The organism is Kluyvera huaxiensis (assembly GCF_040149365.1).
Taxonomy (GTDB): Bacteria; Pseudomonadota; Gammaproteobacteria; order Enterobacterales; family Enterobacteriaceae; genus Kluyvera; species Kluyvera intermedia_A.
Map to the genome: position 1 here is coordinate 1 of NZ_JBEFLV010000023.1, position 14926 is coordinate 14926.

A 14926-nucleotide genomic window follows, 5' to 3' on the forward strand; every position below is an offset into this window, starting at 1 on the left:
GTCACTGTCGTTCTCAAAATCGGTGGAGCTGCATGACAAGGTCATCGGGCATTATCTGAACATAAAACACTATCAGTAAGTTGGAGTCATTACCAGATGTTTCATACCAGGTAATTTTCCGTAGAAACAATAGGTATTAAATTGTTGCGTATTTTCGTTGAGAAATAGTTTCCTTATTTGCATATTCATTACAAAACACCATTTCACTCTATGAGCTAAGGCGAAAACCTCTTTGGTTTAATCCCTGACCCTATATAGGGATATGATGGCGTTTAAGCTGACTTAAAAATGTACGATTTGGCCGCCGACAGCTAACGTTATAGTGGCAGCGATCACACTTTTCGCTCATCCCTGCGACTCCTCCCTGGCTAATCCAGGACAGGATGAGGAAGTCGCGCAATCAGCCCGGCACACTAGCGCTAATGTTTATGTAAAAAGGATTCTAATTCGCTATGTCACAGCCTACCTTTAATCACGATTCATTCCAGGCTGCCCTGACGCGTCAGTGGCAGCGCTTTGGCCTACAGGCCGCTTCCGAAATGACGTCTCACCAGTGGTGGCAGGCTGTGAGCGGCGCGCTGGCGGAGCAGCTTTCCGCACAGCCGGTAGCTAAGCCGGCAAAAAATCAGCGTCATGTGAACTACATCTCCATGGAGTTTCTGATTGGCCGTCTGACCGGCAACAATCTGCTCAACCTCGGCTGGTACGAAGGCGTCAGCGAGGCGCTGAAAGGCTACAACATCAACCTGACTGACCTGCTGGAAGAAGAGACCGATCCGGCTCTTGGCAACGGTGGGCTGGGGCGTCTGGCAGCATGCTTCCTCGACTCCATGGCCACCGTTGGCCAGTCGGCGACCGGCTACGGCCTGAACTACCAGTACGGCCTGTTCCGTCAGTCCTTTGACGACGGCCATCAGATGGAAGCGCCAGATGACTGGAAGCGCGGCAGTTACCCGTGGTTCCGCCATAATGCGGCGCTGGACGTTCAGGTAGGTATCGGCGGTAAAGTGGTGAAAGGAGAATGGCAGCCGGCATTTACCATCACCGGTGAAGCCTGGGATCTGCCGGTGCTGGGCTACCGTAACGGCGTGGCGCAGCCGCTGCGTCTGTGGCAGGCCACCCACGCGCACCCGTTTAACCTGACCAAATTCAACGACGGCGATTTCCTGCGTGCAGAACAGCAGGGCATCGACGCCGAAAAGCTGACCAAAGTGCTTTACCCGAACGACAACCATACCGCTGGTAAAAAGCTGCGCTTGATGCAGCAGTACTTCCAGTGTGCCTGCTCGGTAGCCGATATTCTGCGTCGTCACCATCTGGCGGGCCGTAAGCTGCACGAACTGGCCGATTTCGAAGTGATTCAGCTTAATGACACCCACCCAACGATCGCCATTCCAGAACTGCTGCGCGTACTGATTGATGAGCATCAGCTGAGCTGGGACGACGCCTGGGCCATCACCAGCAAAACTTTCGCCTACACCAACCACACGTTGATGCCGGAAGCGCTGGAGTGCTGGGATGAAAAACTGATTAAAGCGCTGCTGCCGCGTCACATGCAGATTATCAACGAGATCAATAAGCGCTTTAAAGTGCTGGTCGACAAAACCTGGCCGGGCGATGAGGCAGTTTGGGCGAAGCTCGCCGTGGTGCATAACAAGCAGGTTCGCATGGCGAACATGTGCGTCGTTAGCGGCTTTGCGGTCAACGGCGTGGCTGCACTGCACTCGGATCTGGTGGTGAAGGATCTGTTCCCGGAATATCACCAGCTGTGGCCGAACAAATTCCATAACGTCACCAACGGCATCACGCCGCGCCGCTGGATCAAACAGTGCAACCCGGCGCTGGCCGCGCTGCTGGATAAATCGCTGAAGAAAGAGTGGGCTAACGATCTTGATCAGCTGATCAATCTGGAAAAATACGCCGACGATGCGAAATTCCGCCAACAGTACCGCGAGATCAAGCTGGCGAATAAACAGCGTCTGGTGAAATTTATCAAAGCGCGTACCGGTATCGAGATTACCACTAACGCCATTTTTGATATTCAGATCAAACGCCTGCACGAGTACAAACGTCAGCACCTGAACCTGCTGCACATTCTGGCGCTGTATCAAGAGATTCGTGAAAATCCGCAGGCAGACCGTGTACCGCGCGTGTTCCTGTTCGGCGCAAAAGCGGCTCCGGGCTACTACCTGGCGAAAAACATCATCCTGGCTATCAACAAGGTTGCCGAAGCGGTGAACAACGACCCGAAAGTGGGCGATAAGCTGAAAGTGGTGTTCCTGCCGGATTACTGCGTGTCGGCGGCTGAGATGCTGATCCCGGCGGCAGACGTTTCCGAACAGATCTCCACAGCGGGCAAAGAGGCCTCCGGTACCGGCAACATGAAGCTGGCGCTGAACGGCGCGCTGACCGTCGGTACCCTGGACGGTGCGAACGTTGAAATCGCCGAGCAGGTGGGTGAGGAAAACATCTTTATCTTCGGTCATACCGTCGAGCAGGTGAAAGAGCTGAAGGCGAAAGGCTACGATCCGCTGAAATGGCGTAAAGCTGACAAGCAGCTGGATGCGGTGTTAAAAGAGCTGGAGAGCGGCAAATACAGCGACGGCGACAAACATGCGTTTGACCAGATGTTACATAGCATCGGCAAGCAGGGCGGCGACCCGTATCTGGTCATGGCCGACTTCGCAGCCTATGTAGAAGCGCAGAAGCAGGTTGATGTGCTGTACCGTGACCAGGAAGCCTGGACGCGTGCCGCAATCCTGAATACCGCGCGCTGCGGCATGTTTAGCTCCGATCGCTCTATCCGCGATTATCAAAAACGTATCTGGCAGGCAAAACGCTAAGGACAGGCAATGGAAAGCAAACGCCTCGATAATGCCGCGCTGGCGGCGGGGATTAGCCCAAACTACATCAATGCCCACGGTAAGCCGCAGTCTATCGGTGCCGACACCAAACGGCGTTTGCTTGACGCGATGCACCACGGTGCTGCTGCCGAAGTGGCAGCCACGCCGGTACCGAATGTGATGGTCTGGACATACGGCAAGAAAATGGCGCTGCCGGTGGAGGGAAAAGGCGAGTTTAGCTGGATCCTCACCACTGAAGAGGGCAAGCAGTACCAGGGGCAGGTGGCTGGGGGGAAAACCCTCAGCCTGCCGACCCGCTTGTCGGAAGGGTATCATTCACTGACTTTGACGCAGAGCGATGAACGCTGGCACTGCCGGGTGATTGTTGCCCCTGAGCGCTGCTATGAACCGAAGCCGCTGAAGGAAGCGAAAAAGCTGTGGGGTGCCTGCGTGCAGCTTTACACCCTGCGCTCAGAGAAAAACTGGGGGATTGGCGATTTTGGCGACCTGAAGGCGATGCTGCCGGAAGTGGCCAAACGCGGCGGCGCGTTTATTGGCCTCAACCCAATCCACGCGCTCTACCCGGCGAACCCGGAAAGCGCTAGCCCTTACAGTCCTTCTTCACGCCGTTGGATGAACGTTATCTACATCGACGTCAACGCGGTAGAAGACTTTGCTAAAAGTGATGAAGCACAGGCGTGGTGGAAACTACCGGCGACGCAGAAGAAGCTGAAAGCAGCGCGTGAAGTGGCGCAGGTGGACTACACGGCGGTTACTGAGCTGAAAATGACCGCGCTGCGTATGGCGTGGAAGCGCTTTGCTAAACGCAATGATGAGCAGATGACGGCCTTCCGCTACTTTGTCGACAAAGAAGGTGAGAGCCTGTACTGGCAGGCGGCGTTTGATGCGCTGCACGCCAACCAGGTGAAAGAAGACCCGATGCGCTGGGGCTGGCCGGTTTGGCCTGAAGCGTATCGCACCACCGATAGCCCGGAAGTACACGCATTTTGTAAAAAGTATGCCGACGAGGTGGATTTCTACCTGTGGCTGCAATGGCTGGCGTATAGCCAGTTTGCCGACTGCTGGGAAACCAGTCAGCGCGATGACATGCCAATTGGCCTCTACCGCGACCTGGCGGTGGGCGTGGCAGAAGGCGGTGCGGAAACCTGGTGCGACCGCGAGCTTTACTGTCTGAAGGCATCCGTCGGTGCGCCGCCGGATATCCTCGGGCCGCTGGGGCAAAACTGGGGGCTGCCGCCGATGGATCCGCATATCATCGCGGCCCGTGCCTATGAGCCATTTATCGAACTGCTGCGCGCTAACATGAAGAACTGCGGCGCGCTGCGTATCGACCACGTTATGTCGGTGCTGCGCCTGTGGTGGATCCCGTACGGTGAAACCGCCGATCATGGTGCCTACGTACAGTATCCGGTGGATGCGCTACTGTCGATTTTGGCGCTGGAAAGTAAGCGTCACAACTGTATGGTGATTGGCGAAGACTTAGGAACGGTGCCGGTTGAAATCGTCAGTAAGCTGCGTAAGAGCGGTGTTTACTCCTACAAAGTGCTCTATTTTGAGAATGACCACGAGAAGACGTTCCGCTCGCCAAAAGCGTATCCGGAACAGTCGATGGCCGTGGCCACCACCCATGACCTGCCAACGCTGCGCGGCTATTGGGAGAGAGGAGATCTGACGCTGGGCAATGAGCTGGGACTTTACCCTGACGCGGACGTTCTGCGCGGGCTGTATCAGGATCGCGAACTGGCGAAACAAGGGCTGCTGGATGCCCTGCACAAGTACGGCGCGCTGCCGAAACGTGCGGGTCACAAGGCGTCGCTGATGTCGATGACCGCCACCTTAAGTCGCGGTATGCAGCGCTATATTGCAGATAGCAACAGTGCGCTGTTGGGGCTGCAACCGGAAGACTGGTTGCAGATGTCCTCGCCGGTGAATATTCCGGGAACCAGCACCGAATACCCGAACTGGCGGCGTAAGCTCTCCACCTCGCTGGAAGCGATGTTTGCCGACGACGGTGTGAACAAGCTGATTAAAGATTTGGACAAGCGCCGGAAAGCGGCGAGTAAGAAGAAGTAAAAACAAAAACGCCGGGGCAAGCCCCGGCGTTTTTTTATCTGTCATTTGTGGTGTTAAACCACCATCCCCAGCAGCAGACAACCTACCAGACCGCAAACCGAGATAATGGTTTCCAGCATCGACCAGGACTTGATGGTCTCGCCGATAGTCAGGTTGAAGTACTCTTTGAACAGCCAGAAACCTGGATCGTTCACGTGAGAGAAGATGACGGAACCGGAACCGACCGCGATAACCATCAGCTCTGGGCTGACGCCGGTGGTGGCAATCAGTGGTGCCGCGATGCCGCCTGCGGTAATGGCCGCAACGGTCGCTGAACCCAGTGCAATACGCAGAACGGCAGCGATAGACCACGCCATAAACAGCGGAGATACGTTGGATTCGTGCATGATAGAGGCGATGTATTTATCCACGCCGCTGTCGACCAGAACCTGTTTGAACGCACCGCCACCGCCGATGATCAGCAGCATCATGGCGATGATTTTGATGGAGGAGATCAGCGTATCGTTGATTTCGTCCATCGAACGGCCACGGTTCAGACCGAAAGTGAAGATAGCAATCAGGACTGCAATCAGCGTTGCCATCACCGGGTCGCCGAAGAACTCAGCGGCAGGCAACAGGGCGTGGCCTTTCGGCAGCACCATTTCAGCAACGGCACGCAGTGCCATCAGAATAACCGGAACCAGAGAAGTCCAAACGCTGACACCGAAGGACGGCATTTCTGCATCGGTGAAGGTTTTCGGGTTGTGCAGACCTTCTGGAATTGGCTTGTCGATGCCTTTCAGGCAGCGAGCGTAAACCGGGCCTGCCAGAATAACGGTAGGGATTGCCAGCAGCGTACCGTACAGCAGCGTTTTACCCATATCCGCATGGAAGATGGTGGCGATAGCCGTTGGACCCGGGTGCGGTGGCAGGAAGCCGTGGGTAACGGACAGAGCCGCAGCCATTGGCACACCGACGTACAGCAGAGGAATACGCGCGGAAGCGGCGATGGTGAACACCAGCGGCAGCAGCAGTACGAAGCCGACTTCATAGAACAGCGCGAAGCCCACGGTGAAGCCGGTCAGTACAACGGCCCACTGGATGTGTTTGCGACCAAATTTATCGATAAGGGTAGTGGCGATACGCTGTGCGCCACCGCAGTCGGCCAGCATCTTACCGAGCATGGCACCAAAGCCCATAATCAGCGCCAGACCACCGAGGGTGCCGCCTACGCCGTTTTTAATGGAGACGATCACTTTGTCCAGGGGCATGCCCTGCATTAATCCGACGGCAAGTGCCACCAGAACCAGTGCGATGAATCCGTTCATTTTGAAGCGGATCATCAACAGTAATAAGAGGATAACCCCGATTGCTACGATGATTAATGGCATAATTTTTCCAGCCTTTAATATGTTATGGGTAACGTCATTGTTGCTGCGACAACTTCCAATTGTCCCTACAGAGGGAATAGGTACTGACTACTTCACGCCACCGCAATGTTGTATGACTCAGACAGAGAATAGCTGGCTATTATTTAACACGACGGCGTATGGCTGGATGATACGGGTAACATAGTGCGCTTGAGAATATGCCAGAGGGTGGAAATGTGAAATATGCGACTCCAGTCAAACTATTGACTGGGTTTTTGCAGCGTTGCGGATAGCAAAATGAGAGAAATGTTGCGCGGTAACATGGGAAATGAGGGGGTATCTTCCGGACGGGTGAAGCGCCATCCAGGGAATACTGATACTAACCCGGGGTCGGCAAAACGCCTTGCCCGGGTCGTGGGAAAACACTCGAATACTTAGTAGTAAGAGTGCTCGCCGCGCTGGTGTTCGGTGAGATCGCGTACGCCTTTCAGCTCAGGGAACTCAACCAGCAGCTGTTTCTCGATGCCTTCTTTCAGGGTCACGTCGACCATGGAACAACCGTTACAACCGCCGCCAAACTGTAGGATGGCCAGGCCGTCGTCGGTGATTTCCATCAGCGTAACGCGGCCGCCGTGGCCTGCCAGCTGTGGGTTAATCTGTGATTGCAGCATGTACTCAACGCGCTCCATCAGCGGTGCGTCGTCGGTCACTTTACGCATTTTGGCGTTCGGCGCCTTCAGCGTCAGTTGGGAACCCAACTGGTCGGTGACGAAATCAATTTCCGCATCTTCCAGATACGGAGCGCTCAGTTCATCGACATAGGCGGTGATCTGTTCAAATTTCAGTGCTGTGTCACTTGCTTCCACCGCATCCGGCGGGCAATAAGAAACGCCGCATTCTGCGTTAGGCGTACCAGGGTTGATCACGAATACACGGATCTGTGTCCCTTCTTCCTGATTTTGCAGAAGTTTGGCAAAGTGCGCTTGCGCAGTATCGGAAATACGGATCATAGCTTTGACCTAATAGTTGACTACTTTAGTTGGTTATAATACGCCCATCGCTGGGGGTCTACAAGGTGCGACACAGACACCATACCTGAACGCTCGCCGCGCCATTTCGCAAAAGCAGGCGGGAAATCTCGGCCACGGTGCTGCCCGTCGTAACAACATCATCCACAATAACCATATGGCGACCCTGTACCGGTAATTCAAGCTGGAAAGCATTTTTCAGGTTGTGCCGACGCAGCCTGGCGCTGAGTTGATGTTGCGTAGCGGTGGGGCGGATGCGGGCAAGCGTTCGTGGGTCATATTCGCAGGGCAACCATGCGCTGAGCGCCTTACACAGCAGTTCACTTTGATTAAAGCCGCGCCGCCAGTGCCGTCGCTGCCATAGCGGCACGCTGATAAGTTGCTCGGGGGCAGGCAGTCCAGAGTGCTGGCGAACGGCTAAAAGCAGCAAGCGCGCCAACGTGGATGCCAGTTCGGCCTGGCCGCTGAACTTGAAGCGATGCACCATCTGGTTGAGCGGCGGCTGGTAGTCATTCACCGCCACTAATCGTTGCCACGGTGGCGGCTTTTGCAGGCAGCGGCCACACGGTGTATTCACGCTGGCTGATGGTAATCCACACTGCGGACAACCGCACATCTCGCTAAATAACGTTCTGGCACAGCGTGAACAAACGCCCCATGCGGGCAGCGCCAGCGGCATTTTGCATAGCCAGCATAAGCCGTGGACTGTTAGCATAATCCCCCCTTGAAGCGAAGAAATGAGAACAATAGCTGATGAACGACATCTGGTGGCAAACCACGGGCGAAGGAAATTGTCATCTTGTGCTGCTGCACGGATGGGGACTGAATGCACAGGTCTGGGATTGCATCACGGCGGAATTAGGCGCGCATTTCACATTGCATCTGGTCGATTTACCGGGCTACGGACGCAGCGTCGGTTTTGGCGCTTTATCGCTCGAAGAGATGACCGAGAAGGTGCTGGAGAAAGCGCCAGCGCAGGCCGTCTGGCTTGGCTGGAGCCTGGGAGGATTGGTCGCCAGCCAAATTGCATTACGTCATCCTGAACGCGCACAGGCTCTGGTGACCGTTGCGTCATCGCCATGCTTTGCTGCGCATGATGAGTGGCCGGGCATCAAACCCGAGGTATTGAGCGGTTTTCAGCAGCAGCTCAGCGATGATTTTCAGCGTACCGTCGAACGTTTCCTGGCGCTGCAAACCATGGGCACCGAGAGTGCCCGTCAGGATGCCAGAGCGCTGAAGCAGACGGTACTGTCTTTGCCTATGCCGTCATCAGAGGTCCTTAACGGTGGGTTGGAGATTCTAAAAACTGCCGACCTGCGTCAGTCGCTGGTGGAACTGAGTGTGCCATTTTTGCGTATGTACGGGCGGCTGGATGGGTTGGTTCCGCGTAAAATCATCCCGCTGCTCGATGCGTTGTGGCCAGCGAGTGAATCGGTGATGTTTGATAAGGCAGCGCACGCACCGTTTATCTCTCATCCGCAGGCGTTCTGCGAACCGCTGGTGGCGCTGAAAAAGCAGTTAGCGAATTAATTCTTGTGGGACGTGGTAAAAAAGATATTCATAGCAATACTTAAGCTGTTACGACAGGTGATTATTTCATCCGAACGTCGTGGCGCAAAAACAACCCTTATGGAGAGTAGAGGCTATGAAACTTATTACAGGTATTGTTGCATCTCTGGTAATTGGCTCCCTGTCGTTCGGTGCGTTTGCTGCTAAAGAGATCCAAAAAGATGATGTCGCCAAGATGAAGTTGACCAAAATCGGCAACATCACCACCTCACGAACCACGTCACCAATGGACGCTAAGCGCGATCTGTCTAAAAAGGCGGATGAGCTGGGCGGGAAGTACTACGTGATCATTGCGGGTGGGAAAAACGAAAAAACCGTTCACGGTAATGCGGACGTCTACAAATAGCTTCTAACCTTCTGTTCCCGGCGTCAGGTTAACGCCGGGAACAGGGTATCAACGCAGTGCCCACCATTCTCGTAAGCAGGCTTTCCCTTCCGGGCAGCTTTTGCAGCTGCCGGAAAGGCAGCCATCAGGATCTTCGCTAATCTTCACGACTTTTCCCATGGCCTCCAGGCGGCCCAGCATGGCATCGACCAGCGCCTGTGGTGTATGCAGTTGGGCGCTAAGCTGTGCAGCTTCCATGCGTCCTTGCAGTGCCAACATATCGCGTACTTCGATCAATGATGCCATTTTGATTCCTAGTGGCAATCGCCAGCCGGGCTGGAGCAGCATGACGCTGGCGTTTTGCGCGTTGCCAGCAGCGAAACTTCTACGCGGCTACGGGCACGGCGCAGTAGCCCCATTAGCACTACGTTGAACAGAATCACCGCCAGAATGCACACCAGGCTGTAGCGCGGATGCTGGCTAAAGCTGACGGTCTGGTAGTACAGCGTGGAAAGCGAGTAGGCGATGTTCAGACCCCACAGGATAGAGAAGGTCATCCAGCCACGGCTCGATTCGCGGGCAACCGCCCCCATTACCGAGATGCATGGAATGTAGAGCAGAACGAAAATCAGGTAGCTGTAGGCTGCCGCCGCGCTGCCAAACTTGCTGCTCATCACGCCCATCGCGCCGGTTTCCATTTCACCATCGCCTTTACTGGCTTCAATTGGGTTTGCCAGTACGCTCAGGCTGAAGGTGTCTTTCAGGCCCTGCCAGGTTTCATCCGCGGCGGCCAGCAGTTCATTTCCAAGGTGGAATTCCTGCGGGTTAAACTCTTCGTTCTGAATGTTTTCCGCGGTGTAGAGGGTGTTCAGCGTACCGACAACCACCTCTTTGGCCATGGCACCAGTGAACAGACCGACGGTGGCCTGCCAGTTATCTTCGTGGACACCAATCGGTTTAAATACCGGCGTGATGACTCGGCTAACGGATGCCAGAGCAGAATCGTTGATGTTATCGACAATCTTACCGCTGAACGAGAAGCTGTTCAGCGCGCTGAGGAAGATGCTGACGATAACGATAACCTTACCGGCGCGCAGCACGAAGCCTTTCAGACGTTGCCAGGTCTGGATAATCAGGCTCTTCACGTGCGGTACGTGATACACCGGAAGCTCCATCACGAACGGCGATGCTTCACCACGCATGATGGTGTATTTGAGCATCAGGCCGGTCAGGATGGCGATAGCGATACCCAGTACGTATAGCGAGAAGACGACCAGCGCGCCGCCCTGACCGAAGAAGGCCGCGGCGAAGACGGCAAAAATCGCCAGACGCGCGCCGCAGGACATAAACGGCGCCATCATGATAGTCATCAGACGTTCGCGAGGCGCATCCAGCGTACGCGCACCCATCACCGACGGCACGTTACAGCCGAAGCCGACGATCAGCGGCACGAAGGATTTACCCGGCAGACCTAAAGCCTGCATTAGACGGTCCATCACGAACGCGGCGCGGGCCATGTAACCGGAATCCTCAAGGAAGGAGAGGAACAGATACATCATGCCGATTTGCGGCACTAACGGCAGGACGGTGTTGATACCGCCGCCGATACCTTGTGCCAGGAACACGGTGAGCCAGTCAGGGAAGTGCAGCGTGTAGCCAATCCACTGAATGCCGTGGATAAAGATAGCGACCGAACCGCCGTCAAAAATAGGCTGTAGCGCGCCGCCGATGTTGATCGCCAGTAAAAACATCAGATACATGACGAACAGGAAAATCGGTAATCCCAGCACCCGGTTAAGGATGATTTTGTCGAGTGCAGTGGTGAAACGGCTCGGTTCTGCGGTTAAGGTATTGCTGACGGCGTCGCAGATTGCGGCGATGCTCTGGTAACGCGCATCGGCGATATACAGCGCCGGGTCATCCATCTCTCCGCTCAGATTGGCGAGCGAAATATCCAGCTTGTGCGCGGCGTCGCCGGCATAGGCGCGGCTATAAATATCGCCTTCGAGCATTTGCATGCCCAGCCATTGGCGCTGACGCTCTGGGATATCCTGCGCCATTTCGCGGGCCAGATTATCCGCTTCGCGCAGCAGCGGTTGCGGGTAGTGCACCAGCTCCAGCGGCTTATTCGCCTGGTGGCGGTCGATGGCCATCTTCAACGCTTCAATACCGCGACCACGGGTTGAAACCAGTGGTACAACCGGACAGCCGAGGCGAGCGGCGAGGGCGTCAACGTCAATGCGAATTTGTTGCTTCTCGGCAATATCCAGCATGTTCAGTGCGACCACGCAGGGAATGCCTAGCTCCAGCAGCTGCAGCGTCAGGTAGAGGTTACGCTCGAGGTTGGAGGCGTCGACGACGTTAATCAACAGGTCCGCATCGCCGCTGAGGATATAGTGACAGGCGATCTGTTCATCCAGCGAGGTCTGCGACGAGATGGTGGTGAGTGAATAGGTACCCGGTAAGTCGACCAGCGTGACCTGATTGTCGGTGGTGGCAAATGCCCCTTCTTTACGCTCAACCGTGACCCCGGCCCAGTTCCCCACGCGCTGGCGCGCCCCGGTTAACTGATTGAATAACGTTGTTTTGCCGGAATTAGGATTGCCAATTAAACCAATGGTTAATTTTTTCATATTTCAGACTCTTAGTACCAGGCTGGAGTTATTGTGCAACGGCTTCTAATTCAATGAGCGCGAGATCTTTCTTACGCAGCACCAGGCTAACGCGACGGGTTTCGATATGAATAGGATCGCCGAGCGGAGCCACGCGAACTACGTTAAATGATGAACCCGGAAGCATCCCCAGAGACAGCAGTTTCTGACGATAAGCTGGGCTAATTTCGCGGGAGAAACCGACAATCTTCCACGCAGTATCAGGTGTAAATTGCATATAACCTACTTGTGTATCAGCTAGCTGAACAGCGGAGATACCGCCGCGCGCTGTGAGCAGCGGCAGGGATATCGTCAACAAATGAAGAGTAAAGGCTTACTGGATATAATGATAATGAGAATGGTTTTTATCATCAATACATAACATGCGATTGAAAGAAATTTCGGCGGAAATTTGCACTTTTTTTGATATGACGCAAGCAACGCCGTGTAGCGGTAAATGAATTAAATATTCTTTACTTCACTTAATGTTTAATTAAGGTTTCATTGGTTAATAAAATAAAAACGGCTGAAGCGTATTATTACAAATGGAAAATAATATAACGTTGGAGAGAGGTTCCGGAATTATTGCGCTCGATTTCGGGTATTGCCGGATGATGGCGTGAACATCTGATTGGCCCTGTGAGGGATTATGTAGCCCGGCGTCGCAGCGCTCGACCGGGCTAAAAGAACGACCGATTAGCGTTTTTTACCCATGGCGGCTGCGAGGGCATCCATCATGGCGCTGTTACCCGCAGGCTGAGCTTCGCGAGCACGTGGTTTAGCCGCTTTCGCCGCCGGGCGGTTGTTGCCCTGGCTACGATCGTTGCCTGAACTGCGGCGGGCGTTAGTTTCCCCTGGCTGCTCGTCCAGACGCATAGTCAGCGCAATACGCTTACGCTGCAGGTCCACTTCCATCACCTTCACTTTGACAATATCGCCCGCTTTCACCACGGTATGTGGGTCTTCGACGAACTTATCCGCCAGCGAAGAGATGTGTACCAGACCATCCTGATGCACGCCAATATCGACAAAGGCGCCAAAGTTGGTGACGTTGGTCACTGCACCTTCGAGGATCATCCCCGGCAACAGGTCGTTCATGGTTTCCACACCGTCGGCGAACTTCGCGGTTTTAAACTCAGGGCGCGGATCGCGACCCGGTTTTTCCAGTTCTTTGATGATGTCGGTAACGGTTGGCACACCAAATTGCTCATCGGTGAAGTCGCTAGCTTTCAGGTCGCGCAGTTCGCTGCTGTTACCCATCAGGTCTTTAAGTGCCTGCTGGGTCGCTGCCAGAATGCGTTCAACGATAGGATACGCTTCCGGGTGAACGGTGGAGGCATCCAGCGGGTTATCGCCGTGGTTGATACGCAGGAAGCCCGCGCACTGCTCGAACGCTTTCGGCCCCAGACGGCTCACCTTGAGCAACTGCTGGCGGTTCTGGAACTGACCGTTTTCATCGCGCCAGGCGACGATGTTCTGCGCCATCATGCGCGTTAAACCAGCCACGCGAGTCAGCAGCGGTACGGAAGCCGTATTCAGGTCTACGCCAACGGCGTTTACGCAGTCTTCCACTACCGCATCCAGTTTACGCGCCAGTTGCGTCTGGCTAACGTCGTGCTGGTACTGGCCCACGCCGATGGATTTCGGGTCGATTTTTACCAGCTCTGCCAGCGGATCCTGTAAACGACGGGCGATAGAGACCGCGCCGCGCAGGGAAACATCAAGATCCGGGAACTCGAGTGCAGCCAGCTCGGAGGCGGAATAAACCGATGCGCCCGCTTCGCTGACAATCACCTTCTGGGCAGTGACTTTCGGGAACTGCTGCTGCACATCGAGGAAGAAGCGTTCAGTTTCACGTGAGGCGGTACCGTTACCGATAGCCACCAGTTCAACGTTGTGCTTTTCACACAGTGCTGCGACGGCGACTGCGGCTTTCGCGGCTTGCCCGGTATGTGGGTAAATAGTGTCGGTGGCGACCAGCTTGCCGGTACCATCAACCACGGCGACTTTAACCCCGGTACGCAGGCCTGGATCGAGGCCCATGGTGGCGCGCAGGCCAGCGGGCGCGGCCATCAGCAGATCGTGCAGGTTACGGGCGAAGACGTTGATAGCTTCATCTTCCGCGCGCTCGCGTACGGTACCCATCAGCTCGGTTTCGAGGTGCATCAGCACCTTAATTCGCCATGTCCAGCTAATGACGGCTTTACGCCAGCTGTCTGCTGGAGCGTTGTTTAGACGCAGGCCGAGGTGGTCAATAATAATTTGCTCGCAGTAGCTCTCTTTTGGCGGCTCATCGAACTGCGGGTCGGCATTCAGCGCCAGCTGCAACACACCTTCGTTACGCCCGCGGAACATCGCTAGCGCGCGGTGGGAAGGGGTGGTTGAAATCGGTTCGTGGTGGTCGAAGTAGTCGCGGAATTTAGCGCCTTCCTCTTCCTTACCGCTGACCACGGTGGCGACCAGATGGGCATTTTTCCACAGGTAGTCACGCACTTTTGCCAGCAGCCCGGCGTCTTCAGCGAAACGCTCCATCAGGATATAGCGTGCGCCATCGAGGGCTGCCTTACTGTCAGCGATACCTTTATCGGCATCGATAAATTTGGCGGCTTCCGTTTCCGGATCGTGGGATGGATCGCTCCACAGCAGATCCGCCAGCGGTTCCAGACCGGCTTCAATGGCTATCTGTCCGCGCGTACGGCGTTTTTGTTTGTAAGGCAGGTAGAGGTCTTCGAGCTCGGTTTTGTTCAGCGTGCCGTTGATGGCTTTCGCCAGTTCATCGGTCAGCTTTCCCTGCTCAGAAATGGATTTCAGGATGGTCTGACGGCGGTCTTCCAGCTCACGTAAATATCCCAGTCGGGTTTCCAGATTACGCAATTGCGTATCATCCAGACCGCCGGTGACTTCCTTACGATAACGTGCGATAAACGGCACGGTGTTCCCTTCATCAAGCAGGCGAACGGCGGATTCCACCTGTTCTGCTCTGGCCTGAAGTTCACCCGCAATAATGCGGCAGAGCGAATCATTCAACATGGCTTGGTTTCACTGTTAGGTCATAAAATCAGGGGAC

The 14926-nt window shown here is 55.1% G+C and carries 12 protein-coding genes; 5 read left to right on the plus strand and 7 right to left on the minus strand.

All coding sequences use genetic code 11. The features are described from left to right. The 3 genes from ABOC97_RS19760 to malQ form a co-directional block, all read left to right on the plus strand. A partial coding sequence (locus ABOC97_RS19760; RefSeq protein ID WP_001401901.1) for an IS1 family transposase occupies positions 1-79 on the plus strand: 79 nt, incomplete at its 5' end. Between the two features lie 373 nt (positions 80-452). Then, the gene (malP, locus tag ABOC97_RS19765; RefSeq protein WP_349601078.1) at positions 453-2843 is read left to right on the plus strand and encodes a maltodextrin phosphorylase; all 2391 of its coding nucleotides are present in this window, start codon (positions 453-455) and stop codon (positions 2841-2843) included. Positions 2844-2852: 9 nt separating this feature from the next. Beyond that, positions 2853-4937 carry a 4-alpha-glucanotransferase gene (gene malQ / locus ABOC97_RS19770; RefSeq protein WP_349601080.1) on the plus strand — a complete coding sequence of 695 codons (2085 nt, stop codon included), beginning with the start codon at positions 2853-2855 and terminating at the stop codon, positions 4935-4937. A gap of 53 nt (positions 4938-4990) precedes the next feature. On the opposite strand, the gene gntT is transcribed toward malQ, so the two are convergent. From gntT to gntX, 3 genes are all read right to left on the minus strand, one after another. Continuing rightward, positions 4991-6307, minus strand: a complete 1317-nt coding sequence (gntT, locus tag ABOC97_RS19775) for a gluconate transporter (protein WP_052282841.1) — start codon at positions 6305-6307, stop codon at positions 4991-4993. 413 nt (positions 6308-6720) lie between these two features. Next, entirely contained in the window at positions 6721-7296 is a 576-nt protein-coding gene (nfuA, locus tag ABOC97_RS19780; protein WP_234502639.1) for a Fe-S biogenesis protein NfuA, read from the minus strand. A 58-nt stretch (positions 7297-7354) separates the two neighbouring features. Next, positions 7355-8029, minus strand: a complete 675-nt coding sequence (gene gntX, locus ABOC97_RS19785) for a DNA utilization protein GntX (RefSeq protein WP_349601083.1) — start codon at positions 8027-8029, stop codon at positions 7355-7357. A gap of 38 nt (positions 8030-8067) precedes the next feature. On the opposite strand from gntX, the gene bioH reads away from it, so the two are divergent. Both bioH and ABOC97_RS19795 read left to right on the plus strand, forming a co-directional pair. Next, positions 8068-8844 (plus strand): pimeloyl-ACP methyl ester esterase BioH, encoded by a 777-nt coding sequence (bioH, locus tag ABOC97_RS19790; protein ID WP_349601085.1) that lies wholly within the window; start codon positions 8068-8070, stop codon positions 8842-8844. A gap of 115 nt (positions 8845-8959) precedes the next feature. Then, entirely contained in the window at positions 8960-9229 is a 270-nt protein-coding gene (locus tag ABOC97_RS19795) for a YdgH/BhsA/McbA-like domain containing protein (protein ID WP_234502644.1), read from the plus strand. A gap of 48 nt (positions 9230-9277) precedes the next feature. Here the strand turns inward: ABOC97_RS19795 and feoC are convergent, their stop codons facing one another. The 4 genes from feoC to ABOC97_RS19815 all read right to left on the minus strand — a co-directional run bounded on the left by feoC (position 9278) and on the right by ABOC97_RS19815 (position 14889). Next, complete coding sequence (feoC, locus tag ABOC97_RS19800; RefSeq protein WP_052282836.1) at positions 9278-9514, minus strand: [Fe-S]-dependent transcriptional repressor FeoC; 237 nt, start codon at positions 9512-9514, stop codon at positions 9278-9280. Positions 9515-9522: 8 nt separating this feature from the next. Beyond that, positions 9523-11841, minus strand: coding sequence for a Fe(2+) transporter permease subunit FeoB (gene feoB, locus ABOC97_RS19805; protein WP_349601088.1), 2319 nt, complete (start codon positions 11839-11841; stop codon positions 9523-9525). Between the two features lie 28 nt (positions 11842-11869). Then, positions 11870-12097: a ferrous iron transporter A gene (feoA, locus tag ABOC97_RS19810; RefSeq protein ID WP_052282977.1), complete on the minus strand. Its 228-nt coding sequence runs from the start codon at positions 12095-12097 to the stop codon at positions 11870-11872. Between the two features lie 458 nt (positions 12098-12555). After that, on the minus strand, positions 12556-14889 hold the full coding sequence (locus tag ABOC97_RS19815; RefSeq protein WP_349601090.1) for a Tex family protein: 2334 nt from the start codon (positions 14887-14889) through the stop codon (positions 12556-12558). Between the last annotated feature and the right edge of the window lie 37 nt (positions 14890-14926).

Coding starts and splice junctions, on each gene's coding strand:
- gntT (WP_052282841.1), bottom strand. CDS start 6,307: ATGCCATTAATCATCGTAGCAATCGGGGTTATCCTCTTATTACTGTTG.
- ABOC97_RS19815 (WP_349601090.1), bottom strand. CDS start 14,889: ATGTTGAATGATTCGCTCTGCCGCATTATTGCGGGTGAACTTCAGGCC.
- nfuA (WP_234502639.1), bottom strand. CDS start 7,296: ATGATCCGTATTTCCGATACTGCGCAAGCGCACTTTGCCAAACTTCTG.
- gntX (WP_349601083.1), bottom strand. CDS start 8,029: ATGCTAACAGTCCACGGCTTATGCTGGCTATGCAAAATGCCGCTGGCG.
- malQ (WP_349601080.1), top strand. CDS start 2,853: ATGGAAAGCAAACGCCTCGATAATGCCGCGCTGGCGGCGGGGATTAGC.
- malP (WP_349601078.1), top strand. CDS start 453: ATGTCACAGCCTACCTTTAATCACGATTCATTCCAGGCTGCCCTGACG.
- feoC (WP_052282836.1), bottom strand. CDS start 9,514: ATGGCATCATTGATCGAAGTACGCGATATGTTGGCACTGCAAGGACGC.
- ABOC97_RS19795 (WP_234502644.1), top strand. CDS start 8,960: ATGAAACTTATTACAGGTATTGTTGCATCTCTGGTAATTGGCTCCCTG.
- feoB (WP_349601088.1), bottom strand. CDS start 11,841: ATGAAAAAATTAACCATTGGTTTAATTGGCAATCCTAATTCCGGCAAA.
- feoA (WP_052282977.1), bottom strand. CDS start 12,097: ATGCAATTTACACCTGATACTGCGTGGAAGATTGTCGGTTTCTCCCGC.
- bioH (WP_349601085.1), top strand. CDS start 8,068: ATGAACGACATCTGGTGGCAAACCACGGGCGAAGGAAATTGTCATCTT.